Origin of the sequence: Streptomyces bauhiniae (assembly GCF_004784475.1) — a bacterium.
Classification (GTDB): Bacteria; Actinomycetota; Actinomycetes; order Streptomycetales; family Streptomycetaceae; genus Streptomyces; species Streptomyces seoulensis.
Window position 1 is genome coordinate 534,739 of sequence record NZ_SRRT01000006.1, and the last position, 25,221, is coordinate 559,959.

The following is a 25,221-nucleotide window of genomic DNA, read 5'->3' on the forward strand; positions in this document are numbered from 1 at the left end:
CTGGCGGTCCAAGAGCGTATGGACCGGTGGACAGCCGGTGGACAGACGCCTTTGGACGGGGCGGCGTGAGGTACTACGGGGCAGCCCGGAGCACGTGCTCTGATCAGGCGAAACGCCACGAGAGGGCATCGTGCGGCATCCCGTGGCATGAATGCCTTCGACCTCGTAATGCGTAGGTCGCGGGGTTCGAATCCCGAAAGCGGCTCCGGTGAGAGACCCCAGGTCGGGTGGCCTGGGGTTTTCTGTTGGCCCGTCGGCGCCGGGCGGTCAGCCGTCCAGGGTGATCGAGAGGATCGCGCCGATGAAGCTGCCGGTGGCGAGTTGGCTGCTGTGCCAGGTGTCGCCGGATTCGGGGCGGGTGCCGTACATCTTGAAGTAGAACAAGGGGTCGCCGCTGGAGGCGGTGGCGTTGCCCACGTCGGGGTCGCGGCGGGCGTAGTTCTCCATGGTGACGTAGTCGTTGCCGCTGGTGGCCACGGTGGCGCCGAAGTGGTACTCGAAGGTATTGTCGCGGCCGCGGCTGCGGTTGCCGGAGCGGGTCTCCTCCTGGGCGGCGTCGCCGTAGCCGACCGTCACCAGGGCGGAGCCGGGCGGCGGGGGTGGCAGGAACTCGTTGAGGCCCAGCTCGCGCAGGGCCGCGTCGAGTTCCGGCGAGTTGGCCGTCTTCAGGTCCTGGAAGGTGCGGCTCATCGTCTGGGAGTACGACAGGTAGGCGTCCCTGTCCCCGGCCACGCCCTTCTGGAATGCCTCCTTCACTCCGTCCAGATGCGTGCTGCCGCCGCCGTCCACGAGGTCGAGGACCCGGGCCAGGAAGTTCTCCCAGGCGCCGATGCCCTGCGCGGAGAGACCCTTCTTTCCGGTGACGAACTCGGCCATCTCGTTGCAGCGTTGCGGGGTGAGGACCGACAGGCCGGTCGCCTTCTTCGTCATGCCCAGCGCCCCTGCCACACCGGGACGCTTCGTCTCCACCACCGGCTTGACCTGGTAGAGCCGCAGCTCCCCGGACTCGCCCGTCACCGTCAGGAAGCGGGAGCCCCGGCGCAGCCGTACCCGGCCTTCGAGCGCCTCGTTCGCGGTGCGGATGTGGTCCTCGGTGGCGAAGAAGACCTTCGACTCGCCGGTCCCCTGCTCGATCGCCAGGTCGAAGCTGTCCGAGAGGCGCAGGGGCACTCTGCCGTTGTAGGTGACGTTGGGCGTGCGCGTCGGCGCGTCGGAGAAGTAACTGCCGCCCGCTTCGGACTGGCTGGGGAAGAACTCGTCGTCGCTCTCGGCGCTCCTGGTGAACCCCATGAGCGAACGGCGGCGCTTGGACGGGTAGTTGTCCGCGGTGGACGCGATCTCCACGTAACGCTGGACGGGCGCCCCGCCACTCTCCGGCGCCGTTTCCCTCGCCGCCTCGTGTCCGGGGTGCCCGGTGTGGCCGCCGCCCGACATGACCCGGTGGGCGTTGGCCTCCGCCTCCCGTTCGAACCGGTCGGAGGGGTCGCTGAGGCGCAGGCCCTGGCCGGTGTCCGTGCCGGCGACCGGGCCGGAGCGCTGCTGGACGACATGCGTCAGCTCGTGGGCCAGCGTGTGCTTGTCCGCGCCGTTCTCGCCGATGACGATGTGCCGCCCGGAGGTGTACGCGCGGGCGCCGATCTCCGCCGCCGAGCGCTGCGCCGCCGCGTCCTTGTGCACGCGTACGTCACCGAAGTCGGCGCCGCCGAACCGGCCCTCCATCTCCGCGCGGACACCGGGCTCCAGCGGCCGGCCGGAGGAGCGCAGTACGTCGTGGACGGCGGACCGCCGCTGTACGGAGGGGCCGTCGGCCATCTCCTCGCGCTGCGAGAGCATGCGGGCCACCGTCGCGTTTCCCACGCTGCGCTGCAGTGCGCGCAGCGAGGGCGGGGCCTGCGCCGGAACGGCGGGGCGGACGGCCGGGCGGCGGGACCGGGCCGGTGCGGTGTCGGGCTCCTCGTGCTTGCGCACGCTGCTCCTTCGGCAGGGGGATGACACGTTCCCGCGCAGTATCCCCGCGCCCGCCGCCGTCGCGGAAGCACCCGAAGGGCAGCCTCGGGGGCACATCCGGCCGTCCGGAGAACCGCTCAGTGCGTCAGCTTCAGTCCCGCCACGCACGCGATGATCCCGAGCAGCAGCAGGATCTTGACCGTACTGGCCGGCTCACCGTCGAAGAGCATCGCGTAGGCCGCCGTGAGGGCCGCGCCGATGCCGACCCAGACCGCGTAGCCGGTGCTGACCGGGACCGTGCGGAGGGCGAAGGCGAGGCCGGACATGCTCAGCAGCAGGCCCAGGACGAAGACGACGGAGGGGAGCGGTCGGCTGAAGCCCTGTGACTTGCCGAGGGCCGTCGCCCATACCGCTTCCAGCATTCCGGAGATCACGAGCGCGATCCATCCCATGGCGAACTCCCACGCGCCGTCTTGTCGTGGGCTGGGTACGGCGCACTCGTCCAGGAGCCGCGTTCGAGCTCTGTCCGCCATGGTCGCACAGGTGGCGCGGGCTCACTTGGCGTCGGCGTAGCACTCCACCACGGCCGTGCTGAACGGGAAGCGGACCGGGGTGTCGCCGAAGGTGAGGCGGGCGGCGAGGGCGGAGGCTTCCCGGATGGCCTCGGCGACCTGCTCGGCCTCCTCGGCGGGGCAGTGCACGATCACCTCGTCGTGCTGGAAGAAGACCAGCTCGGCGGCGAGGTCCGCGCACGCGCGCCGCAGGGCCGCGAGGAGCAGCAGGGCCCAGTCCGCCGCGCTGCCCTGCACGACGAAGTTACGGGCGAACCGCCCCCGCCCCCGGTCGGCGGCCGTTTCCCCGCGCTCGTCGCCCAGCGGGATGCCCGCCTCCTCGGCCGCGTCCGCGCCCGTCCCCGCCGCGGGCGGGCAGGTGCGGCCCAGCCAGGTGCGGACCAGGCGCCCCTCCTCGCCCGCGCGGGCCGCCTCGTCCACGTAGGCCACCGCCTTGGGGTAGCGGCGGCGCAGCGCGGCGAGGTTCTTCAGGCCGTCGCCCGCGGTCTGGCCGTAGACCGCGCCGAGGACGGCCAGCTTGGCCTGGTCGCGGTCGCCGGAGAAGGTGCGGTCAGACACCGCCTGGTAGAGGTCGCCCTCGCGGGCCGCCACCTCCATCAGGCCGGGGTCGCGGGAGATCGCGGCCAGCACCCTGGGCTCCATCTGGGCCGCGTCGGCCACCACCAGCCGCCAGCCGGGGTCGGCCACCACCGCGCGGCGGATCACCTTGGGGATCTGCAGCGCGCCCCCGCCGTTGGTGACCCAGCGCCCGGTGACCGTGCCGCCCGCGTGGAACTCCGGGCGGAACCGGCCCTCGCGCACCCAGTCCCGCAGCCAGGACCAGCCATGCGCCACCCAGATCCGGTACAGCCGCTTGTACTCCAGCAGCGGGGCCACGGCCGGGTGGTCCACGTCGCGCAGCTCCCAGCGACGGGTGGAGGCGACCTTGATCCCGGCCCGCGCGAAGGCCCGGACCACGTCGGCCGGGAGGTCGGGCCGGACCCGGTGGCCGAAGGCGGCGGACACCTCGTCGGCCAGCTCGGCCAGCCGGCGCGGTTCGCCGCCGCCCGCGTACCGCTCGCCCAGCAGGTCGGTGAGCAGGGCGCGGTGCACGTCCGCGCGCCAGGGCAGGCCCGCGCGGTTCATCTCGGCGGCCACCAGCATCCCCGCCGACTCCGCGCTGGTCAGCAGGCGCATCCGGTCCGGGTGGGCGGTCCGCTCGTGTCTTCGCTGCTGCTCGGCGTAGACCTCCAGGAGGTCGGCCAGCGGCATGCGGGTGCCGGCCGGCTCGAACAGGGAGGACTGCGCGCCCGGTTCGGCCGCGCGCTGGGGCGGGTCGGGCGGTACGGCGCCGCCCCGGAGGCGGGCCAGGGCGGCGGCGGCCGAGCGCGGTTCGCCGTGCCGTCCCTCGTGGCCCAGGAGCAGGGTCTCGGCGTCCTCGACGTCGTAGCACCGCTCTACTCGCACCCCCGTGGCGAGCAGGCGCGGGTAGACCTCGGCGGTCGACCTCCACACCCAGCGTCCGGTCTCCGGGCGGCTCCGCACCGCCTGGGCGAGATCGCTCTCGCGCCGGACCGGACCCGAGGGCAGCCCGTCCCGGCCGAGGGGGGCGACGTCCACGCCACCATCCTCGGCCGGTGCGAGCGCCCACCGGTCGGTCATGCGTTTGAGTGTGGCAGGGGGGTCTGACAACGGGCCTGAGCTGCGCTGGTCAGCTTTCCTGCGCGTCGTCCGGGTGGGTGGCCGCCTGCTGGGCCGTAGTGGCCGCCTTCTTCTGCTCCAGGAGCAGGGCCAGCACCCGGTTCACGTACTCCTCGGTGCCGTCCTTGGTGATGCCGAGGCCGGCCAGGACGCCGGTGCCGTTCTCCTGCTCCAGCAGGGCCAGCAGGATGTGCTCGGTGCCGATGTAGTTGTGGCCGAGGCGGAGCGCCTCGCGGAAGGTGAGTTCCAGGGCTTTCTTGGCCTCGGGGCCGTAGGGGACCAGGTCGGGGGTGGTCTCGGTGGCCGGGGGGAGCGCGGCGGTCGTGGCCTCGCGTACGGCGTCGGCCTGGACGCCCTGTGCCTCCATGGCCTTCACCGCGAGGCCCTCCGGTTCGGCCAGCAGGCCCAGGACCAGGTGCTCGGGGCGGCCCTCGGCGTTGCGGGCGGTCACCGCGGCGTTGTGCGCCGCCATGACGACGTTGCGGGCGCGGGGGGTGTAGCGGCTGAAGCCCTGGTTGGGGTCGAGGTCGGCCGACTCCTTGGAGACGAACCGCTTCTGCGCCGCCTGCCGGGTCACGCCCATGCTCTTGCCGATGTCGGTCCAGGACGCGCCCGAGCGGCGGGCCTGGTCCACGAAGTGGCCGATCAGATGGTCCGCCACGTCGCCCAGGTGGTCCGCGGCGATCACCGCGTCCTGGAGCTGTTCGAGGGGTTCGGCGTGGGCGGTCTTGATGGCCTCGATGAGGTCGTCGAGGCGTACGGATGCCGTGACTTTCGGGTTGGTCGCCATGTGACAACCGTAGGTTGACAGTGGCGGGGTGTCAACCGATGGTTGACAGTCGTTTTCTGGGGGCTGGGAGGTTTTCCACAGGCTGTGGACGGCTTTGGCGGGCTGTCGGTCCGTCGTGGCACGATCGACCACGTGACCAGCACTGCCAGCACCGTCGACCGCGCCTTCGCGGCCGCTCTCTACGACGACACCGACTCGGGGCTCGACACCGGCGCGTCCCTGCTCGCCGCCGACACCGGTGCCGATGCCGAACTCGCCCGGCGTGGCGAGGAGTTCATGGCGGCCGCCTGGCAGCGCGGGTGGCAGCCCGCCGACGTGACGCGGTTGGTGCGGCGGGAGTTGGAGGACGCCCACCTCGGCCTCGCCGCCGCGCTGATCCGAGCCCAGGCCGCGAAGGACCGTCCGCGCGGGCCCCGTTGGACCGCCCAGCTCGACGCCCTCGCCGAGCAGCCCGAGCCCCGCCCGGCCGACCGCTTCTCGCACGCCACCACCGTTCTGGAGCTGTACCGGCTGGTGCTGCGGCTGCCCACCCTGGAGCCGCTGGAGGAACCCCGCCGGCCCGCCGGACCGGGCACGTCCCGGATGCTCGGCCGTATCCGCGCGCTGCTCGCCAAGGCCGAGGGCACCGGGTATCCGGAGGAGGCCGAGGCGCTCACCGCGAAGGCGCAGGAGCTGATGGCCCGGCACAGCGTCGACGAGGCGCTGCTCGCCGCCTCCGCCCCGGCGCCGGACGCGCCCGGCGCCTGCCGGATAGGCGTCGAGCCGCCGTACGAGCAGGCCAAGGCCGTACTGCTGGACGCGGTCGCCCGCGCCAACCACTGCCGCGCGGTGTGGAACGAGCCGTACGCCTTCTCCACGGTCGTCGGCTTCGAGGCCGACCTGGAGGCGGTCGAGTTGCTGTACACCTCGCTGCTGGTGCAGGCCACGCACGCGATGGCCAAGGCGGAGGCCGCCCAGCGAGCCGGGGGCCGCAAACGGACCAAGACCTTCCGCCAGTCCTTCCTCGCCGCCTACGCCCACCGCGTCGGCGACCGCCTCACGGCTGCCGCCGAAAGCCAGGTCAGCGAGGACCTGCTCCCCGTACTGGTCACCCGCGAAACAGCCGTCACCGACCGCCTCGAAACGATGTTCCCCCGCACAACCACCACCCGCCTGCGCGGCATCAACGACGAGGCCGGCTGGACAGAGGGAGCGAAGGCGGCGGACGAGGCCCAGGTGAGGTCACGTCCGAGGCTGCCGTAAGGCCCCGGCGGAGCGCCTTGTCGGGTGCCGGGTCGTCGTACCTAGACCGGTCAGGCTCGGAGCCGCTGGTCGCGCCCTGGGCGCCGGTCGGCGACCCCGCAGGGAGCTTGGCCGCGCCGAAGTCGGCCGAGGCGGCGTGCCCGTACCCACCGCAAGCTGTCGGACCCAGCCCCACCGAGCCCCCGCCCCCGGGCGGAGCCCTAGTCGCCGACCTGTTGGAACGCGCTCACCGAAGCGTTCGCCGTGTCCCCCTTCGCCGCCACTGGGCCGAACTTCCACGGGAAGTTCTTCGCGTCGCCGCCGCCCGGCAGGGTGACCTCGATGGTGCTTGCCTTCAGGGCGGCCGTGTCGCCGTCCGCGCCCCGGGTGTAGGAGACGGTGAAGGTCGCCGACGCGCCCTTGGCCAGCTTCAGGGTCTGGGCCTGGGCGCCCTCCGTGGCCGGGAGCTTCACCGAGCGGTCGCCCTGGCGGAGGGTGACGCCGGGGAAGTGGTCCAGGGTGCAGGGGGCGCTCTGGTTGGTGATGCTGACCGGCACCTCGCCGGTGTCCCCGGCGGCGGGCGCGACACTCGCGGAGCCGACCTCCAGGGCCACCGCGCCGGTCGCGCAGCCCGATCCGGCCTTGCTCTTGGCACCGTCCGCGCCGCCACTGCCGCCGTCGTCGCAGGCGGTCAGGGCGAGGGCGGCGGCGAGAGCGGTGAGGGTGAGCGGAATGACGCGGCGCATGTACTGGTCCCATCGAGGTCGTGACGTCTCCCCGCATCATGGCGCCTCGGCGCGGCCAGCGAGCACGCACCCCCGCCGATTCACCAGGACGGGGACCGCCTACGACGGCTGGAGACTCGTCGGCAGCCCGGTGGGCAGCTTGCCGCCCTCCGCCCTGGTGTACGACTCCGACCCGGCACTGCCCTTCCAGGTCACCTTGAGCGCCTTGCCGTTCACGGAGTCGACCGTGCCCTCGGCCCGGCTGTCGTCGCCGCTCTGGCAGCTCAGCTTGATCACACCCTGGCCCGCCTGCTCGCCCGCCGTACCGCTGCACACCGTGCCGCCGGTGACGAAGAGGCCGGCCTGCTTGCCGGTGATGACCAGGGCGACGATCTTGCCGCCGCCGGTGGTGATCCAGCTCCCCTGGAGCCGGTCGGAGGCGCCCGCGCCGCCGGAGCCGTCCGAGCCGGAGGGGGCCGGGGCCGCACTGCTCGTCGAGGGGGAGTCGTCCGGTGAGCCGTCCCCGCCGCACGCCGTCACGGTCAGCGCGAGCGCGCCCACCAGTCCCGCCGCCGCAGCGGCCCGTACCTTCGCCGTCGTCACGTCAAGCTCCCAACCAGTAGCCGGTCGCCCCGCCGGCCGTGCGCGAGGCCCCCCAGAGCCGGAGGTCCGCAGCAAGTTACCAGCCGTTACGCGGGGGAATCCGGGACACCGGGCAACAACACGGGCCCGGCGCGCGTCTCCCTCGAAGGCGGGACGTTCCGTTTTGGACGACCTGGCGCGGAAGCGCGGGCGCGGCGCCCGCTGACGCATGCCCCGAGCCGCTTTCGGGCAGACGCGTCAACACCACCTGCCCCAGCGGCGCGGGTAAAGCGGACGTCAAAGCTGTAACCGCGGGAACACCCGCCGTGCACGTGCATCTGCCCATTCATCTGCACATGAACAAGGTTATGATCCGGGTCGATCGACCATGGCCACATCAGACAGTGCACAGCGGGGAGCGACCTGTGGACCGCTACGTTGACAGCGTGTACGGGGGGTACGACGTGTACAACGGCATGGCTGCCACGCAGTTGGACGGCGTGGCCTGGCAGAAGAGCCGCCACAGCAACTCCCAGGGGTCCTGCGTGGAGTTCGCGCGGCTGCCGGGCGGTGAGGTCGCGGTGCGCAACTCCCGCTTCCCGGACGGCCCCGCGCTGGTCTACACCCGCGCGGAGATCGAGGCGATGCTGCTCGGCATCAAGGACGGCGAGTTCGACCACCTCATCGCCGGCTGACCCCACCACCGGCGGCCCCGGGCGGCAGCCGGTCCGGCAACGATGTCAACGCCCCTGAACAGCAGGGCAGTCGAGCATCATCACCCGACTAGACCTCGTCCTTCCCGAGCCGGAACAGCGCCCACACCAGCTTCCCGCCCGCCCCGCCCGAAGCCGGATGCCAGCCCCACCCGTCCGCGAAGGACTCCACCAGCAGTAGCCCCCGCCCGGACTCGGCCGAGAAGTCGTCCTCGGTCTCGCGCGGCACCGGACTCTCGTCGCTCGGGTCGCGCACCGCGCACACCAACCGCCCGGTCCAGCGCAGCAGATGCAGCCGCACGGGCGCCGACTGCCCGCCGGTCGAAGGGAGTTCGGCGGGCAGGGCATGACGCAGCGCGTTGGTGACGAGTTCGGAGACGACCAGCGCGATGTCGTCGAAGCGGTCGCCGACGTCCCAGGACCCGAGGGTCGAGCGGGTGAAGTTCCGCGCCTCGCGGACGGCCTCGTAGCGGGCCGGCAGCGCGCAGGAGGCGGCATCGGACACGGCCGAGGGGTCCAGCGGAGGAAGGCCCTGCCGTAACGGCTTGAGCATGGTCGATCCATTCGTCCCCATGCGAGGCACTCCCGGAATTCGCGGTCGTTGCGAGGCAGCGGTGGCGCGGCACCCATGGTTTCGGATGCGCACAGCAGATGCAAGGGCAGATGCACGTGCACGCGGCCGAAATCGCCCTGCGCGTACCGCTTCTTGGCCATTTTTTCCGCCATCAAGGCGCACATCGGCGCCAGTGGTCGTGACCTGTGGCGGGCAGAAACGGTTCACCTCTTTCCGTTTCCGTAACCGTACGAGTACTGCTTGAAGTGTTTTAGTGGCAGACTCAGGCACTTGCGGATGGTTGGGGAGGCGACGTACGTGAGCGCGGGAGAGCCCGGATCGGTGGTGCGGCGGATGCTGCTCGGCTCGCAACTCAGGCGGCTGCGGGAAGCGCGGGGGATCACACGCGAGGCGGCGGGTTACTCGATCCGCGCCTCCGAATCGAAGATCAGCCGGATGGAACTGGGCCGGGTGAGCTTCAAGACCAGGGACGTCGAAGACCTGTTGACGCTCTACGGCATCGACGACGAGGCGGAGCGCGAGTCGCTGCTCTCCCTCGCGCGGGAGGCCAACGTGGCGGGCTGGTGGCACAGTTACTCCGACGTGCTGCCGAGCTGGTTCCCCACCTATGTGGGCCTGGAGGGCGCCGCGCACCTCATCCGGGTCTACGAGGTGCAGTTCGTGCACGGCCTGCTCCAGACCGAGGACTACGCCCGCGCGGTCGTCCGGCGCGGCATGCGCGGCGCGAGCGCGGCGGACGTCGAGCGGCGGGTGGCGCTGCGCCTGGAGCGGCAGAAGCATCTGCTCGGCGACCACGCGCCCGAGTTCCACATCGTGCTCGACGAGGCCGCCCTGCACCGCCCGTACGGCGACCGCGAGGTCATGCGCGGCCAGCTCAAGCACCTGATCGAGGTCTCCGAGCGGCCCAACGTGCGCCTCCAGGTAATGCCCTTCGCCTTCGGCGGACACTCCGGGGAGAGCGGTGCCTTCACCCTGCTCAGTTTCCCCGAGTCGGACCTCTCCGACGTGGTCTACCTGGAGCAGCTCACCAGCGCGCTCTACCTGGACAAACGCGAGGACGTCGCCCAGTACGAGCACGCCCTCAAGGAACTCCAGCAGGACAGTCCGGGTCCGGAGGAGAGCCGCGACCTCATTCGGAGGCTCGCCGAACAGGTGTGACGTACAAGGGAGTTGAGGGGCCGCGCGCTCCTCGCTCTCCGTAGCGCACCAGTACGATGGCCCGTGATCAGCACCTGGCGTGACTCAGCCGTACGCTCACGATTGAGGGATCACATGGCGGCCTTTTTCAGCGACCTGGCCCAGCAGTACATCGACGGCGAATGGCGGCCGGGCACCGGCTCCTGGGACGTCATCGACTTCAACCCGTACGACGACGAGAAGCTGGCCTCGATCACCGTGGCCTCGGTCGACGAGATCGACCAGGCGTACCGGGCCGCCGAGCGCGTCCAGAAGGAATGGGCGCGCACCAGCCCCTACGCGCGTCGCGCGGTCTTCGAGCGGGCCCTCGCCCTGCTTGAGGAGCGCGAGGAGGAGATCGCGGAGCTGATCGTCGCGGAGCTGGGCGGCACCCGTGTGAAGGCCGGCTTCGAGCTGCACCTCGCCAAGGAGTTCCTGCGCGAGTCGGTCCACCTGGCGCTGGCCCCCGAGGGCCGCATCCTGCCCTCCCCGCTGGAGGGCAAGGAGAACCGCGTCTACCGGGTGCCGGTCGGCGTGGTGGGCGTGATCAGCCCCTTCAACTTCCCCTTCCTGCTGTCGCTGAAGTCGGTCGCCCCGGCGCTCGCGCTCGGCAACGGCGTGGTTCTCAAGCCGCACCAGAACACCCCGGTCGTGGGCGGCACCCTGATCGCCAAGCTCTTCGAGGACGCGGGCCTGCCCGGCGGGCTGCTCAACGTGGTCGTCACCGACATCGCGGAGGTCGGGGACGCCTTCATCGAGCACCCGGTGCCGCGGGTCATCTCCTTCACCGGCTCCGACGGCACCGGCCGCCATGTCGCCACCGTGTGTGCCGCCAACTTCAAGCGGGCGGTGCTCGAACTCGGCGGCAACAGCGCCCTGGTGGTGCTGGACGACGCCGACCTGGACTACGCGGTGGACGCGGCCGTCTTCAGCCGGTTCGTGCACCAGGGGCAGGTCTGCATGGCCGCCAACCGGGTGCTGGTGGACCGTTCGGTGGCCGGGGAGTTCACCGACAAGTTCGTCGCCAAGGTGCGCTCGCTGCCGGTGGGCGACCCGCGCGACCCGGCCACGGTCATCGGCCCGGTCATCAACTCCACGCAGGCCAACGCCCTTTCCTCGGTGGTCGAGCAGGCGCTCGCGGAGGGCGCCACGGCGCTGGTGCACGGTTCGGTGGAGGGGAACCTGGTCGCGCCCAGTGTGCTCACCGACCTGCCCGAGGGCTCGGAGCTGCTGCGCCAGGAGGTCTTCGGGCCGATCGTCTTCCTCGTCCCGTTCGACGGCGAGGAGGAGGCGGTCCGCATCGTCAACGACACCCCCTACGGGCTCAGCGGCGCCGTCCACACCGGTGACATCGAGCGCGGGGTGGCCTTCGCGCGGCGGATCGACACCGGGATGTTCCATGTGAACGACGGCACCGTGCACGACGAGCCGATCGTGCCCTTCGGCGGCGAGAAGCACTCCGGCATCGGCCGGCTGAACGGCGAGACGACGCTGGAGGCGTTCACCACCACCAAGTGGATCTCGGTGCAGCACGGGCGCAGCGGCTTCCCGTTCTGAGCCGCCGCGAGAAACTTCCGCCGTCACGGGCCATTGAGGACAGGATCTGACCTCGATGGCCCGTAGCTTCGTCGGTGTCGGGGCGGACGGCCCCGGCGGGGACGGAAGAAGAGGCGGACGGTCATGGTCACTCATGTGGGAGCCGAGGCGCCGGGCGACGAGCGCGGGGCACTGCTGGCGTTCCTTGAGGAGCAGCGCGGCGGCATCCGCCGGGCCCTGCTGGGCGTGACGGAGGAGCAGGCGCGCACCCGGCCCAGCGCGAGCGAACTGTCGCTGGGCGGGCTGCTGAAGCACGTCGCCGAGGTCGAGCAGGCGTGGCAGGCCCGCGCCCGGCAGGAGCAGCCGGCGGTGGTCCGGGACCAGTCGAACTGGCACGAGTGTTTCCAGCTCACCGAGGACGAGACGGTGGCGGGGCAGCTCGCGTACTGGGCGGAGCTGGCCGCGGAGACGGAGAAGCTGATCCGCTCCGCGCCCAGTCTGGACGACACCTTCCCGCTGCCCTCGGAGCCCTGGTTCCCGCCGGACGGCGCGGTCTCGCTGCGCTGGCTCTGCCTCCACCTGATCCGCGAGACGGCCCGGCACGCCGGCCACGCCGACATCATCCGGGAGTCCCTGGACGGGAAGACGGCGTTCGAGCTGGTGGCGCTGGAGGAGCAGCAGGCGTCCTAGCTCAGTGGTGGAACCCCGTGGCGGCCTCCCTGTCACCGGTCGGCCCCTCCTGGCGGCGCAGGCCGGTGAGGGCCCGCTCCAGGTCGGCGAGGAAGAGGTCGGCCAGGTCGTGGGAGAACCCGTTGCGGCACACCACCCGCAGCACGGAGAGATCCTCCCGGTCCGGCGGGAAGGTGTACGCGGGCACCAGCCAGCCGTACTCGCGCAGCCGCCGGGAGACGTCGAACACGTCGTACGCGGTGACGTGGCCGGCGGTGGTGAAGGCGAACACCGGGAGCTGGTCGCCGCGCGTGAGCAGCCGGAAGTCGCCTAGCGCCTCGATCTTCCCGGCGAGGTAGGTCGCCACTGCGCGGGTGGAGCGCTGCACCGCGCGGTAGCCCTCGCGGCCCAGGCGCAGGAACGTGTAGTACTGGGCCGCGACCTGGGCGCCGGGGCGGGAGAAGTTCAGCGCGAAGGTGGGCATGTCGCCGCCGAGGTAGTTCACCCGGAACACCAGCTCCTCGGGCAGCGCGTCGGCGTCCCGCCACAGCGCCCAGCCGACGCCGGGGTAGACCAGCCCGTACTTGTGGCCCGAGGTGTTGATCGAGGCCACGCGCGGGAGGCGGAAGTCCCAGACGAGGTCCTCGTCCAGGAAGGGGGCGACCATCGCGCCCGAGGCGCCGTCCACGTGGACCGGGATGTCGAGGCCGGTGCGCTCCTTGAGGGCGTCCAGCTCGGCGCAGAGGCCGGCGATGGGCTCGTAGGAGCCGTCGAAGGTGGAGCCGAGGATGCCGACGACCCCGATGGTGTTCTCGTCGCACAGCCCGGCCGCCGCGCGCGGGTCGAGGTGGAAGCGGTCGCCCTCCATGGGGACGAGCCGGGGCTCGACCTCCCAGAAGTCGCAGAACTTGTCCCAGCAGACCTGGACGTTGACGCCCATCACCAGGTTCGGGCGGGCCCCCGGATACCGGTCGGCGTTCCGCTGGGACCAGCGGCGCTTGAGCGCCAGGCCGGCCAGCATGCACGCCTCGCTGGAGCCGGTGGTGGAGCAGCCGACCACGGCCGAGGGGTCGGGGGCGTTCCAGAGGTCGGCGAGGATCGCCACGCAGCGTCGCTCCAGCTCGGCGGTGCGCGGGTACTCGTCCTTGTCGATCATGTTCTTGTCCAGGCACTCCGCCATCAGCACCCCGGCCTGCGGCTCCATCCAGGTGGTGACGAAGGTGGCCAGGTTGAGCCGGGCGTTGCCGTCCAGCATGAGTTCGTCGTGCACCACCTGGTACGCCGTCGCCGGGGCCAGCGGCTTCTGAGGCATCCGGTGGGTGGGCGGGGCCTCGGTCATCCCGCTGACGGGGTCGGCGTCCCCGAAGAACGGGTTGACGGATATGGGGCGTTCCCCGTGCTTCCTGGAACCTCGGTGCAGCGCCATGGGCCATGCCTCCATCAGGGAAGGTTCAGCGGATCGGGGTCCCGTCCGCGCGCAACTGCATCTGCGGGCGCCCGGTCACCAGCAGCCAGGCGGGCAGCGAGGCGATGCACAGCAGGGCGAGCACCGCGGGGGAGGCGACCAGCGCGGCGGCCGTGAAGAGGCTGATCCAGCCCTGCCGGGTGATCGCCAGCAGCATGCCCAGCACGCCCGTGGCCACCGCGACCGCGGGCTGCACGGCCGGGACCAGCGCGTGTGCGCACAGCCCCAGCGCGGCCCCGATGAACACGGACGGGAAGATCCGGCCGCCCCGGAACCCGCACGAGGCCGCCACCACCAGCGCGGCCAGCTTCACCACCGCCAGCACCGCGAACTGGGCCGCCGACCAGCCGCCGGGGTCCCGCGCCAGCTCCCCGACCTCGGTGAGCCCCTTGAACAGCGTCAGATGCCCGCCCGCGGCCGCCAGCGCGCCCAGTACGAGCCCGCCCGCCGGGAGCATCAGCATCGGGTGCCGCAGCCGGTGGAAGGCCGTGTGGACGTAGGGGAAGACGTGGACCGCGCACATGCCGAGCAGCGCGGCCGCCGAGGCGATCACCAGGGCGGCCACCACGTCGCCCCACCGGGGGTGGCCGAAGGGCGGCAGGCCCAGGTCGAAGGTGGGGCGGGCGACCAGGCTGGTGGTGATGGCGCCGCAGGCGGCGGCGGTCAGCGGGGCGAACAGGTTGTCCCAGAGCCGTCCCCGCAGCGGGCGCCCGGCCAGCGCCTCGGAGATCACCAGCGCGGCCGCGACCGGTGTGCCGAACAGCGCCCCGATGGTGCCCGCCTCCGCCAGCACCGGCCACAGCGAGCCCGGCGCGCGGGGCACCAGTTTCTGCCCGAGCCACATGGCGAGCCCGACGTTGACCGCGATGATCGGGTTCTCCGGGCCGAGGCTCGGCCCGCCCGCCAGCATCAGCCCCACCGCCAGCACCAGCCCTGGCAGCACCCTCGGCGGCAGCACCGGCGCGTCCAGGCCGAGGGTGGCCGGGTCGGGCCCGGCGTGTCCGGGGACCTTCCACACCACCAGGCCGACCGCGACACCGGTGGCGAACAGCATCACGAACATCCAGAGCACCGAGTACCGGCCCACCCCCAGCGCGTCCGGCAGCGGCCCCCACAGCACGTGCTGGAGCTTCTCGGCCGCCGTGCTCACCCCGACGAAGACGAGGCTGGTCACGATCCCCACCGTCACGGAGGGCAGGATCAGGGGCAGCAGCGCACGCGCCGGGGCCGTGGGAGCGGTCGGAGGCGGCTGCCGCGCGGTGTCCTGGGCCACGGGCTCACCATAAGTGGACACAACGGACACAACATCCCGGACGGAATTCCCCCTTGCACCTCACCCGGCGTGAGGGCCGAGCGTGGACCCCGGCGGCGCGCCCGGCGCCGTCGACGACAAGGAGCGAGGAACGTTGAGCTTCTCCGTGGGGCAGGTCGCGGGGTTCGCCGGGATCACGGTGCGCACCCTGCACCACTACGACGAGATCGGGCTGCTCGTGCCCAGCGGGCGCACGCACGCCGGACACCGGCGCTACGCCGACGCCGACCTCGACCGGCTCCAGCAGATCCTGTTCTACCGAGAGCTGGGCTTCCCGCTCGACGAGGTCGCCGCCCTGCTCGACGATCCCGGCGCGGACCCCCGCGCCCATCTGCGCCGGCAGCACGAGTTGCTGACCGCCCGGATCGAGCGGCTGAGCCGGATGGCGGCGGCCGTGGAACACGCCATGGAGGCACGCACGATGGGCATCGACCTCACCCCCGAGGAACGCTTCGAGGTCTTCGGGGACCACGACCCCGAGCAATACGCCGAGGAGACCGAGCGCCGCTGGGGCAATACCGAGGCGTACGCCGAGTCCCGCCGCCGCACCGCCCGCTACACCAAGGCCGACTGGCAGCGGATGCGCGCCGAGTCCGACGACTGGAACACCCGCTACGCCACCCTGGTGGCCGACGGCGTCCCGCCCGCCGACCCGGGGGCGATGGACCTCGCCGAGGAGCACCGCCGCCACATCGGCCGCTGGTTCTACGAATGCCCGTACGCGATGCACCGCTGTCTGGGTGAGATGTACGTCGCCGACGCCCGCTTCACCGCGTACTACGACGCCCTCGGCCCCGGTGTCGCCGCCCACCTGAACGCGGCCATCGCCGCCAACGCCGACCGGCACGGGGCGTAGGCACCCCGGTCCTGGCTCACTCGCGGGCCAGGACCACCGCCGTGCCGTAGGCGCAGACCTCGGTGCCCAGGTCGGCGGCCTCGGTGACGTCGAAGCGGAAGGCGACCACGGCGTTGGCGCCCCGCGCGCGTGCCTGCTCCACCAGGCGCTCCATGGCCTGGTTGCGGGTCTGCACCAGGGTCTTGGTCAGCCCCTTCAGCTCGCCGCCGATCATCGACTTCAGCCCGGCGCCGAGCTGGCTGCCCAGGTGCCGCGAGCGCACGGTGAGGCCGAAGACCTCGCCGAGCACCCGCTCCACCCGCCGTCCGGGCACGTCGTTCGCCGTCACCACCAGTACGTCCGGCTCGGGCCCCTGGCCGCCGCCGTAGTCTTCGAGTCCCATGACGCACAGCTTTGCCCCGGTCGCCGCACAGTGCATTCTGGGACGGCCGGTGGAACCTGGGCCCGTCATGAAGCGTTGATAGCTTTGGGCGGCCACCATGCATCGCAGCCGCCGTCGCCGCCCTCTTCCCCCCTCAGGAGCCCGGACCCGTGATGACACTCGCCCTCGGCCCGAGCTGGCTCGATCCCAACTATCTGCTGGACACGTACAGCATCTGGGGTCTGCTGCTCATCGTCTTCGCCGAGTCCGGCCTGCTCATCGGCTTCTTCCTGCCGGGTGACTCGCTGCTGTTCACCGCCGGTCTGCTGATCACCTCCGGGCAGCTCGACTTCCCGCTGTGGGGGGCGATCGCGCTGATCTGCGTCGCCGCGATCCTGGGCGACCAGGCGGGTTACATGTTCGGCAAGAAGGTCGGCCCGTCGCTGTTCAACCGGCCCGACTCGCGCCTGTTCAAGCAGGAGAACGTCACCAAGGCGCACGAGTTCTTCGAGAAGTACGGCCCCAAGTCCCTGGTCCTGGCCCGCTTCGTGCCCATCGTGCGCACCTTCACGCCGATCATCGCGGGCGTCAGCGGGATGCGGTACCGCTCATTTTTGACCTTCAACGTCATCGGCGGTGTGCTCTGGGGCGCCGGGGTGACGCTGCTGGGCTCCTGGCTCGGCAACATCGGCATCGTCAAGGACAACATCGAGGCGATGCTCATCCTCATCGTCCTCATCTCGGTGATCCCGATCGCCATCGAGTTCCTGCGCGCCCGCGGCAAGAACAAGCGCGCGGAGCGGGAGGCCCCCGAGCAGCCCGCGTACGAGCAGCAGCCGCAGGCCCCGGTGATGGACGACTCCACGACCCAGCTCCGCCGCATCGAGCCCGACCAGCCCTACGAGGACCCCTACGGGCGCCCCTACGAGCAGCAGGCGGCCCCCCAGCAGCAGCCGCAGCACTGGCAGCAGGGGTACGGCAACCAGCCCCAGGGCGGCCAGGGTTACCCCGGTCAGGGCCAGGGCGGCTACGGGCAGCAGCAGGACCCGTACTACGGCCGGCAGCCCCAGCAGCAGCCGCAGTACGACGGCTACGGACGCCCCCAGGAGCCCCAGCAGCCCTACCCCTACGGGTACGACCAGGGCGGCCAGCGCCCCCAGTAGGGGCGCGCCCCTAGAAGCCCCTGGTGCGCTTGGCCGCCCGGCGCTTGCCGGCGGAGCCGATCCGCAGGGTGAGCCGGGAGATCTCCGCACCCAGGTTCACCCCGATGGCGATGGCCATGGCCAGTGACACGGCCTTGGCCAGCGACACCAGCCCCTTGTCCACCTCGCTCTGCGCGATGGACAGCAGACCGAAGTACGTGGCCGAACCGGGCAGCAGCGGGCCGATCGCGGCCGTGGTGAACGGCAGCGCGGACGCGAACTGATAGCGCGCCAGCAACTGCCCGAACAGGCCCACCAGACCGGCCGCCACCGCCGTGGAGGCAACCGGCGAGATGTTCGCGGTGTAGTGCAGCGCGCCGTACACCGACCAGGCGACACCGCCGTTGAGCGTCACCCACAGCACGGTGGAGCGCTCCTGCTGGAGCAGCACCGCGAAGGTCAGCGACAGCACCATGGACGCCAGGATCTGCAGCACCGGCCGGGACTGGATGTTCAGCACCGCGTCCGGGTTCAGCTCGCCGCCCACCTGCACGCCGAAGTACAGCACCGTCAGCACGCCGATCACGATGGCGACGAAGAAGTACATCACCTCCAGCAGCCGCGCGGACGCGGTGATGTAGAAGCCCGTCAGCCCGTCCTGCACGCCCGCCACCAGGGCTCTTCCGGGCAGCAGCGCGAAGAGTCCACCGGTGACCACCGCGGACGCCTTCACGTCGACGTCCGCCAGCGCGAACGCCACGCCGATCGCGGCGGGCGGCATCGCGGCCACCGTGAACTGGTAGAACTCCGGCAGCCCGCGCCCGGCCAGCAGCCAGGCCAGCCGGTCGCCGAGCATCGCGCCCAGCGCGGCCGCGACGAACACGATCGCGTCACCGCCGACCAGCACCGAGGCCGCGCCCGCCAGCCCGCCGCTGGCCATGGTCAGCGCCCAGCCGGGGTAGGGGTGCCGGTTGCGCCGCATCTCCGCCAGGCGGCCGTACGCCTCCTCCAGGGAGAGGTGCGCCTCGGGGTCCGTGAGGTCGTCCACCAGCCGGAAGACGGCTGCCAGCCGGGTGTAGTCGGTGCCGCGCCTGCGGACCGTCCGGGACGCCGTCACCGGGTCCTCCACCAGGGAGGGCTGATAGGTGATCGACAGCAGTGTGAAGGTCACCGTCGGCTCGCAGCGGTCCAGCCCGTAGGACCGGCACACCGCGAACATCGCGGCCTCCACGTCCTCGGCGCCCTCGCCGCCCGCGAGCAGCAACTCGCCGATACGCAGGGTCAGGTCGAGCACGCGCGGGACCGCCGGGCCCTCGTCCTCGGAGCGCACCACCGGCTCCAGCGCCGGCCGCTCGGCCACCGGCATGCGCAGCATCGTGCGCATCCGGTCCTGCCAGGGCGCGTCCGTGATCAGCGTGATCATCGGGACGCCCGTCGCGGGGGTGAACGCGGGCGGCGCGTCCTTGACGCTGTACGTGCGCGGCGTGTTGAACGCCGAGCCCTCCGGCTCGGCCTCCGCCTGCGCCGACTCCAGCCCCTTGGGCACGGCGAACTCGGATGTCGTCTCCGACTCGCCGCTTCCCCTGGCGACCGCGAGTCCCTCCGGGATGGCGAACTCGGACGTGATCTCCGGGTCGAACGTGGCCCGCGCCTCGTCCGACCGGGGCTTGCGGTCCTCCGCCTCCGACACCTCGCACCGCTCCCTGAATGGCACCTTCCGATTACGCCTCAGTATGCGCGTGAAAGCGCGAGCGGGCCGCACCACCCCCACCGGGGTGACACGGCCCGCTCGCCGGGAAGGGCAGGTCAGTGACCGCCCTGCTCCTCCAGGCGCTTGAAGGAGCGCTCGATCTCCGCCTCGGCCTCCTGGCGGCCCACCCAGTTGGCGCCCTCGACCGACTTGCCCGGCTCCAGGTCCTTGTAGACCTCGAAGAAGTGCTGGATCTCCAGGCGGTCGAACTCCGACACGTGGTGGATGTCGCGCAGGTGCTCCACGCGCGGGTCGGTCGCCGGGACGCACAGCAGCTTGTCGTCGCCGCCGGCCTCGTCCGTCATCCGGAACATGCCGATCGCGCGGCACTTGATGAGGCAGCCCGGGAACGTGGGCTCGTCCAGGATGACGAGCGCGTCCAGCGGGTCGCCGTCCTCGCCGAGCGTGTTCTCGACGAATCCGTAGTCGGTCGGGTAGGCGGTCGAGGTGAAGAGGCGACGGTCCAGGCGGATCCGACCGGTCTCGTGGTCCACCTCGTACTTGTTCCGCGAACCCTTCGGGATCTCGATCGTGACGTCGAACTCCACCGGTGGCTCCTCCATGATCAGCGCATAGTTCTGGTGATTAAGTGTCCCTCACGCAGGAGTGTGATCGCGAAAGGGGCTGGTGGTCGTGCCGGAGCTGGGACCTTTGCGGTCCGTGAGACCGCATGTGAAGCGGCTCGCGGACGCTCTACGACCGAGTCTGGCGCACACCGCGTCCGTCGTGAAACCGCGTCTTGCGCGGTTGACGTCCGCCCTGCGTCCCGGACCCGGCCGGTCCGGTCCCAGGCCCTCTCGGACCTGGTACTTCACCGCCTCGGCGGCCACCGCCGGACTGGCCCTGGCCGCCGGCGCAGTGGCCGTGGCCGGCCCCTTCGACGGCGCGGGTCAGCGTACGGCCGAGCGGGACCGCGCGGTCGCCCTCACGCTCGCACGTGGCGCAGATCACGACGGCGGCGGCGTCCCGGCGGGCGGTTCGGACGCCGTTCCGAGCGCCCCGCCCGTGCTGCGCGCGCTCGGCGCGGCCGCGGAGCCCGCGAAGTCCGGCAAGGTGCCGCCGAGCGGCATCGCGGGCGTCCTGGGCCCCCTGCTGGCCGACCCCGCCCTCGGCGAGGGCCAGGCCGCCGCCGTCGTGGACGTGGCCACCGGGCGCCGCCTCTACGGCACCCACTCCGACCAGGCGTTCACGCCCGCCTCCACCACCAAGATCGCCACCGCGGTCGCCGCACTGTCCGCGCTCGGCCCCGACCACCGGCTCACCACCCGCACCGCGCTCGAACCCGACACCGGCGAACTGGTCCTCGTCGGCGGCGGCGACCCCACCCTCACCGCGCACAAGGCGAGCGGCGGCTGGGCCAGCCTGCGCACCCTGGCCTCCGGCACCGCCGCCGCGCTCAAGAAGCGGGGCGTCGACAAGGTCACGCTGTCCTACGACACGACGCTCTACTCCGGCCCCTCGCGGCACCCCATCGGCGTCAACGACAACCTCGCCGAGGTCACCGCCCTCACCGCCGACGAGGGCCGCACCGACAACTCCAGCAGCGGGCCGGTGACCCGCGTGGCCGACCCGGCCGCCGAGGCCGCGCGCGCCTTCGCGGGGTTCCTGAAGGACGCGGGCGTCAAGGCGACCCCGCCCGGCCCCTCCAAGGCCACCTCCCGCGCGACGACCCTCGCCTCCGTCTCCTCGCCCCCGCTGTCCGACGTGGTCGAGCGGATGCTGACCAACAGCGACAACGACATCGCCGAGGCGCTGGCCCGGCAGACCGCCCTCGCCTCCGGGCAGCCCGGCAGCTTCGCGGGCGGCGCCAAGGCCGTCGCCGCCCGGCTGACCAAGCTCGGGCTGCCGATGCGCGGTGCCTCCTTCCACGACGGCAGCGGGCTCGACCGGGACGACCGGCTCACCGCCGACCTCCTGACCTCCCTGCTCGCCACCGCAGCCGACCCCGCCCGGCCCGGCCTGCGGTCCGTCCTCACCGGCCTGCCCGTCGGCGGGTTCACCGGCACCCTGGCCGAGCGCTACGCCGACGGCGGCGCGGCCGGCCTCATCCGCGCCAAGACCGGCACCCTGACCGGCGTCAACTCCCTCGCCGGCACGGTCGTCACCAAGGACGGCCACCTCCTCACCTTCGCCTTCCTCACCTCAGGCACCACCGACCCCCAGTCCGCCCAGTCCGCCCTCGACCACACGGCAACCACCCTGGCCAACTGCGGCTGCGGGTAGCCTCCGGCGGTTCGACGGGCCCGCGCCGGGCGCCCCTGGCGGGGTGGGTTTCGGCGCCGGAAGCGCCAAGAGGGCCGACCGCCGGGTTCAGCGGGCAGGCCACACGGGGCCCGCCCGGCGGAGCCCCGGCGTCCAAGGCGCTCGGGCCATTGACCCCGCCGCTGTCCGCCCGCCCCGCGGGGCCTGCCGGACCGGGGCGCGGTGCGGACTCGTCCCGCAGACCCGCGCGGGCGCTCGGCACCGTCGACGTCCGCCGTCCCGCCGGGCCTGCCGGCCCCGGCTGCCCTGCCGGGCCGAGGCGGTGGGCCACGCCGTGCGGGCTTGTCCCGTGGGGGCGTGGGGGCGCTTGGCGCCTTCGGCGTCCGCCGTCCTGCCGGTCCCGGCCGCCCCGGCGGGCCGAGGCGGTGGGTCACGCCGTGCGGGCTTGTCCGGTGGGTGGGCGGGGGCTTGGCGTCGTCGGCGTCCGCCGTCTCGCTGGGCCTGCCGGTCCCGGCTACCTGCGGGACGTAGGTGGTGGGCCACGTGCTGTGGTGCGGCTCGTCCCGTGGATGTCGGCGCCGTCTCCGCCGGACCCCGCCGGTGTCCGGCCGTCCCGCTGAGCCGGCGCCCCCCGGGCCCTGCCGCCCCCCCGGCCCTGCCGGCCCCCGGGCCCTGCCGGGCCGGTGGCAGGCCGCGTGGTGGGGTGCGGGATCGGCCCATGGGCTTCGGCGCCCGTCTCCGCCGAGGCCCCGCCGTCACCGGGGGCCCGGCCCGGCCCGTTCGCGGACTGCCCGGAGGGCTGGGGCTCACGTACCGTTGACGCATGACGAGCTTCGGTGGCACCGCTTCTCAGGGGATGGTCGACTGGAACCTCGCGGTGGCGACCGCGACGCGGCTCGTGCGGCCGGGGCCGGAGATCAGCCGGGACGAGGCCAGGGCGGTGGTGGCGGAGCTGCGCCGGCACGCCAAGGTCTCCGAGGAACACGTACGGGCGTTCACCCGCATGGGGACCGGGGACGTCCACGACACCCCCGTACTGGTCGTCGACCGGCCCGGCTGGGTGCGGGCCAACGTCGCCGGGTTCCGGGAGCTGCTGCGGCCGCTGCTCGACAAGATGCAGGAGCGGCGCGGCCCCGGCGCGGGCAACGCCGTCCTCGGTGCCGTCGGCGGCAAGGTGACCGGCGTGGAACTCGGCATGCTGCTGTCGTTCCTGTCCTCCCGCGTCCTCGGCCAGTACGAGACCTTCGCCCCCGCCGCCCCCGACCTGCCGGCCGGCACCGCGCCCGGCGGAGGCGGCCGGCTGCTGCTCGTCGCGCCGAACATCGTCCACGTGGAGCGCGAACTCGACGTGGACCCCCACGACTTCCGGCTCTGGGTGTGCCTGCACGAGGAGACGCACCGTACCCAGTTCACCGCCGTGCCCTGGCTCCGCGACCACCTGGAGGGCGAGATCCAGGCGTTCCTCGCGGAGACCGACGTCGACCCGATGACGTTCCTCGAACGCATCCGGGACGCCGCCCAGTCGCTCGCCGGGGGCCGCCCCGAGGGCGAGCAGGAGGACGGCGGACGCTCGCTGGTGGAGCTGGTGCAGTCCCCGGCCCAGCGGGAGATCCTCGGCCGCCTGACCGCCGTCATGTCCCTGCTGGAGGGGCACGCCGACTTCGTCATGGACGGCGTCGGCCCCGAGGTCGTGCCGAGCGTCGCCGAGATCCGCGAGAAGTTCCAGCAGCGCCGGGCCAAGGGCGCCTCCCGCCTCGACCTCGCGCTGCGCAAGCTCCTCGGGCTCGACGCCAAGCTGCGCCAGTACCGGGACGGCGAGCGCTTCGTCCGCGCGGTCGTCGACGAGGTCGGCATGGACGGCTTCAACCGGGTGTGGACCTCGCCCAACACGCTGCCCACCAAGGCCGAGATCTCCGACCCGGCCGGCTGGGTCGCGCGCGTGCACCGCACGACGGAACCCTGAGGCGAGTCCGGAGGGCGGGCAGACGGCAGGGAAACGCCCCTCCAATCACCCGTCCGAGGGACCGTCAGCCATGCGTAGGCGTGCAATGCTCGGGGAAGGGCCCGCTTCTGTCACCATCGACGCACTCTGAGTGACCGGACTTCGGGCTCGTCCCCCGAAACTTCATGAAGGGAACCGGACATGGGTCCCCATCCCGCGGTCGCGGCGATACGCCTGGCGGTCCGCCGCGTCCTCCACGACATCGCCACCGGCCAGGCCGCCGAGCACGGCAGCACCGCCCACGGCAGCGGCGGCCACGGCGCCGTCGCCGTCGCCCACCGAACCGGCGGCCCGAGCACCGCGCAGCGCCACCGGGGCCCCGCCCCCGCCACCGCGCCGCTCGTGCTCGTCGCCTGCTCCGGCGGCGCCGACTCCATGGCGCTCGCCTCCGCCCTCGCCTTCGAGGCCCCCCGCCTCGGCCTGCGCGCCGGCGGTGTCACCGTCGACCACGGCCTCCAGCCCGGCTCCGCCCTGCGCGCCGACGAGGTCGCCCTCAGACTGCGCGAACTCGGCCTCGCCCCGGTGGAGTCCGTCGCCGTCACCGTGGGCCGCGACGGCGGCCCCGAGGCGGCCGCGCGGGACGCCCGGTACGCCGCCCTGGACGCCGCGGCCGAACGCCACGGCGCCGCCGCCGTCCTGCTCGGCCACACCCGCGACGACCAGGCCGAGACCGTCCTGCTCGGCCTCGCCCGCGGCTCCGGCATCCGCTCGCTGTCCGGCATGGCCGCGGTCTCGGGGGCCGACGGCCGTTACCGGCGCCCGTTCCTCCAGCTCGACCGGCAGACCGCCCGCAAGGCGTGCCTGGTCCAGTCGCTGTCCGTCTGGGACGACCCGCACAACACCGACCCGGCCTACACCCGCTCCCGGCTGCGCCACGAGGGCCTGCCCGCGCTGGAGAAGGCGCTCGGCAAGGGCGTCGTGGAGGCGCTCGCCCGCACCGCCCAGCTCTCCCGCGACGACGCCGACGCCCTGGACGCCTGGGCCGGCCAGGCCGAGTCCTCCGTACGGGACGCCGAGGGGGTGCTGGAGTGCGCCAAGCTCTACGCGCTGCCGCCCGCCGTGCGCCGCCGGGTGCTGCGCCGGGCCGCCATCGAGGCGGGCGCTCCGGCCGGTTCGCTCTTCGCCCGGCACATCGAGGAGATGGACCGCCTGATCACCGGCTGGCGCGGCCAGGGAGCCATCAATCTGCCGGGCAAGGTCGTCGCCCAGCGGCAGGGTGGCAGACTGGTGATTCGGCAAGGCTGAAATCCGACCCCCGGAGCCCGACTCCGACGGGCCGGGCCTGCCGGTGGCCGCCGGCGCGGCCGTACATGCGGGACGACCGAAAGTGATGCGGGTGGACGCGAAAGACATGGGTGCCGACCTCCAGCGGGTGCTCATCACCAAGGAAGAGATCGACGCGAAGCTGGCCGAGCTGGCCGCGAAGATCGACGCGGAGTACGCGGGCAAGGACCTGCTGATCGTCGGTGTCCTCAAGGGCGCCGTCATGGTCATGGCGGACCTGGCGCGTGCGCTGTCCACCCCCGTCACCATGGACTGGATGGCCGTGTCCTCCTACGGCGCGGGCACCCAGTCCTCCGGTGTCGTCCGCATCCTCAAGGACCTCGACACCGACATCAAGGGCCGGCACGTCCTGATCGTCGAGGACATCATCGACTCCGGGCTGACCCTGTCCTGGCTGATCAACAACCTCGGCTCGCGCGAGCCCGCCTCCCTGAAGGTGTGCACGCTGCTCCGCAAGCCGGACGCCGCCAAGGTCTCCATCGACGTGGAGTGGGCCGGCTTCGACATCCCGAACGAGTTCGTGGTCGGCTACGGCCTGGACTACGCCGAGAAGTACCGGAACCTCCCGTTCGTCGGTACGCTCGCGCCCCACGTCTACGGCGGCTGACCCCAGCGGCGCACACCGCCGGGGAAGATCGGGAACCCCGGCGGGCTCCGTGACG

Annotated in this window: 23 protein-coding genes and 1 riboswitch; of the genes, 11 read left to right on the forward strand and 12 right to left on the reverse strand. The window is 72.5% G+C overall.

Annotated elements, in window-relative coordinates; all coding sequences use genetic code 11:
- Positions 1 to 267 precede the first annotated feature (267 nt).
- The 4 genes from E5083_RS31820 to E5083_RS22265 all read right to left on the reverse strand — a co-directional run bounded on the left by E5083_RS31820 (position 268) and on the right by E5083_RS22265 (position 4,989).
- Positions 268 to 1,968, reverse strand: coding sequence for an eCIS core domain-containing protein (locus E5083_RS31820; RefSeq protein WP_244317612.1), 1,701 nt, complete (start codon positions 1,966 to 1,968; stop codon positions 268 to 270).
- A gap of 116 nt (positions 1,969 to 2,084) precedes the next feature.
- Complete coding sequence (locus E5083_RS22255; protein WP_135787437.1) at positions 2,085 to 2,399, reverse strand: DMT family transporter; 315 nt, start codon at positions 2,397 to 2,399, stop codon at positions 2,085 to 2,087.
- Positions 2,400 to 2,409: 10 nt separating this feature from the next.
- A riboswitch (guanidine-III (ykkC-III) riboswitch) is annotated at positions 2,410 to 2,473 on the reverse strand.
- Between the two features lie 28 nt (positions 2,474 to 2,501).
- Entirely contained in the window at positions 2,502 to 4,160 is a 1,659-nt protein-coding gene (locus E5083_RS22260; protein WP_135787438.1) for a bifunctional 3'-5' exonuclease/DNA polymerase, read from the reverse strand.
- Between the two features lie 49 nt (positions 4,161 to 4,209).
- Positions 4,210 to 4,989, reverse strand: coding sequence for a Clp protease N-terminal domain-containing protein (locus E5083_RS22265; protein ID WP_135787439.1), 780 nt, complete (start codon positions 4,987 to 4,989; stop codon positions 4,210 to 4,212).
- Positions 4,990 to 5,121: 132 nt separating this feature from the next.
- Between E5083_RS22265 and E5083_RS22270 the strand changes: the two genes are divergently transcribed.
- Positions 5,122 to 6,231 carry a DUF2786 domain-containing protein gene (locus tag E5083_RS22270; RefSeq protein ID WP_208754120.1) on the forward strand — a complete coding sequence of 370 codons (1,110 nt, stop codon included), beginning with the start codon at positions 5,122 to 5,124 and terminating at the stop codon, positions 6,229 to 6,231.
- Positions 6,232 to 6,431: 200 nt separating this feature from the next.
- On the opposite strand, the gene E5083_RS22275 is transcribed toward E5083_RS22270, so the two are convergent.
- Both E5083_RS22275 and E5083_RS22280 read right to left on the reverse strand, forming a co-directional pair.
- Positions 6,432 to 6,956, reverse strand: coding sequence for a DUF4232 domain-containing protein (locus E5083_RS22275; protein WP_135787440.1), 525 nt, complete (start codon positions 6,954 to 6,956; stop codon positions 6,432 to 6,434).
- Positions 6,957 to 7,055: 99 nt separating this feature from the next.
- Positions 7,056 to 7,538, reverse strand: coding sequence for a hypothetical protein (locus E5083_RS22280; RefSeq protein WP_135787441.1), 483 nt, complete (start codon positions 7,536 to 7,538; stop codon positions 7,056 to 7,058).
- A gap of 455 nt (positions 7,539 to 7,993) precedes the next feature.
- Between E5083_RS22280 and E5083_RS22285 the strand changes: the two genes are divergently transcribed.
- Positions 7,994 to 8,212, forward strand: coding sequence for a DUF397 domain-containing protein (locus tag E5083_RS22285; RefSeq protein ID WP_202440822.1), 219 nt, complete (start codon positions 7,994 to 7,996; stop codon positions 8,210 to 8,212).
- A gap of 88 nt (positions 8,213 to 8,300) precedes the next feature.
- On the opposite strand, the gene E5083_RS22290 is transcribed toward E5083_RS22285, so the two are convergent.
- Positions 8,301 to 8,804 (reverse strand): ATP-binding protein, encoded by a 504-nt coding sequence (locus E5083_RS22290; RefSeq protein WP_208754121.1) that lies wholly within the window; start codon positions 8,802 to 8,804, stop codon positions 8,301 to 8,303.
- Positions 8,805 to 9,137: 333 nt separating this feature from the next.
- Here E5083_RS22290 and E5083_RS22295 point away from each other — a divergent pair, with 333 nt between their 5' ends.
- The 3 genes from E5083_RS22295 to E5083_RS22305 all read left to right on the forward strand — a co-directional run bounded on the left by E5083_RS22295 (position 9,138) and on the right by E5083_RS22305 (position 12,206).
- Positions 9,138 to 9,962, forward strand: a complete 825-nt coding sequence (locus tag E5083_RS22295) for a helix-turn-helix domain-containing protein (RefSeq protein ID WP_135787543.1) — start codon at positions 9,138 to 9,140, stop codon at positions 9,960 to 9,962.
- Positions 9,963 to 10,076: 114 nt separating this feature from the next.
- Positions 10,077 to 11,537 carry an aldehyde dehydrogenase family protein gene (locus tag E5083_RS22300; RefSeq protein ID WP_135787443.1) on the forward strand — a complete coding sequence of 487 codons (1,461 nt, stop codon included), beginning with the start codon at positions 10,077 to 10,079 and terminating at the stop codon, positions 11,535 to 11,537.
- 123 nt (positions 11,538 to 11,660) lie between these two features.
- Positions 11,661 to 12,206 carry a DinB family protein gene (locus tag E5083_RS22305; RefSeq protein WP_135787444.1) on the forward strand — a complete coding sequence of 182 codons (546 nt, stop codon included), beginning with the start codon at positions 11,661 to 11,663 and terminating at the stop codon, positions 12,204 to 12,206.
- Between the two features lies 1 nt (position 12,207).
- Here E5083_RS22305 and gad read toward each other — a convergent pair whose 3' ends face one another.
- Positions 12,208 to 13,611: a glutamate decarboxylase gene (gad, locus tag E5083_RS22310; protein WP_135787445.1), complete on the reverse strand. Its 1,404-nt coding sequence runs from the start codon at positions 13,609 to 13,611 to the stop codon at positions 12,208 to 12,210.
- 25 nt (positions 13,612 to 13,636) lie between these two features.
- Positions 13,637 to 14,923 carry an ion channel protein gene (locus E5083_RS22315; protein WP_135787446.1) on the reverse strand — a complete coding sequence of 429 codons (1,287 nt, stop codon included), beginning with the start codon at positions 14,921 to 14,923 and terminating at the stop codon, positions 13,637 to 13,639.
- A 133-nt stretch (positions 14,924 to 15,056) separates the two neighbouring features.
- On the opposite strand from E5083_RS22315, the gene E5083_RS22320 reads away from it, so the two are divergent.
- A complete protein-coding gene (locus E5083_RS22320; RefSeq protein WP_135787544.1) occupies positions 15,057 to 15,818 on the forward strand; it encodes a MerR family transcriptional regulator in 762 nt (253 codons plus the stop codon).
- A gap of 16 nt (positions 15,819 to 15,834) precedes the next feature.
- Here E5083_RS22320 and E5083_RS22325 read toward each other — a convergent pair whose 3' ends face one another.
- Entirely contained in the window at positions 15,835 to 16,200 is a 366-nt protein-coding gene (locus tag E5083_RS22325) for a YbjQ family protein (RefSeq protein ID WP_135787447.1), read from the reverse strand.
- Between the two features lie 149 nt (positions 16,201 to 16,349).
- Between E5083_RS22325 and E5083_RS22330 the strand changes: the two genes are divergently transcribed.
- On the forward strand, positions 16,350 to 17,342 hold the full coding sequence (locus tag E5083_RS22330) for a DedA family protein (protein ID WP_135787448.1): 993 nt from the start codon (positions 16,350 to 16,352) through the stop codon (positions 17,340 to 17,342).
- Between the two features lie 10 nt (positions 17,343 to 17,352).
- On the opposite strand, the gene E5083_RS22335 is transcribed toward E5083_RS22330, so the two are convergent.
- Both E5083_RS22335 and E5083_RS22340 read right to left on the reverse strand, forming a co-directional pair.
- Positions 17,353 to 19,011 (reverse strand): threonine/serine exporter family protein, encoded by a 1,659-nt coding sequence (locus tag E5083_RS22335; protein ID WP_135787449.1) that lies wholly within the window; start codon positions 19,009 to 19,011, stop codon positions 17,353 to 17,355.
- A gap of 116 nt (positions 19,012 to 19,127) precedes the next feature.
- Positions 19,128 to 19,619: an inorganic diphosphatase gene (locus E5083_RS22340; RefSeq protein WP_135787545.1), complete on the reverse strand. Its 492-nt coding sequence runs from the start codon at positions 19,617 to 19,619 to the stop codon at positions 19,128 to 19,130.
- A gap of 124 nt (positions 19,620 to 19,743) precedes the next feature.
- On the opposite strand from E5083_RS22340, the gene dacB reads away from it, so the two are divergent.
- The 4 genes from dacB to hpt all read left to right on the forward strand — a co-directional run bounded on the left by dacB (position 19,744) and on the right by hpt (position 25,166).
- On the forward strand, positions 19,744 to 21,294 hold the full coding sequence (gene dacB / locus E5083_RS22345; protein WP_135787546.1) for a D-alanyl-D-alanine carboxypeptidase/D-alanyl-D-alanine endopeptidase: 1,551 nt from the start codon (positions 19,744 to 19,746) through the stop codon (positions 21,292 to 21,294).
- Positions 21,295 to 22,129: 835 nt separating this feature from the next.
- Positions 22,130 to 23,236, forward strand: coding sequence for a zinc-dependent metalloprotease (locus E5083_RS22350; RefSeq protein WP_161187155.1), 1,107 nt, complete (start codon positions 22,130 to 22,132; stop codon positions 23,234 to 23,236).
- 180 nt (positions 23,237 to 23,416) lie between these two features.
- Positions 23,417 to 24,520, forward strand: coding sequence for a tRNA lysidine(34) synthetase TilS (gene tilS, locus E5083_RS22355; RefSeq protein ID WP_135787451.1), 1,104 nt, complete (start codon positions 23,417 to 23,419; stop codon positions 24,518 to 24,520).
- A gap of 85 nt (positions 24,521 to 24,605) precedes the next feature.
- The gene (hpt, locus tag E5083_RS22360) at positions 24,606 to 25,166 is read left to right on the forward strand and encodes a hypoxanthine phosphoribosyltransferase (protein WP_031182761.1); all 561 of its coding nucleotides are present in this window, start codon (positions 24,606 to 24,608) and stop codon (positions 25,164 to 25,166) included.
- The last annotated feature ends 55 nt before the right edge of the window (positions 25,167 to 25,221 follow it).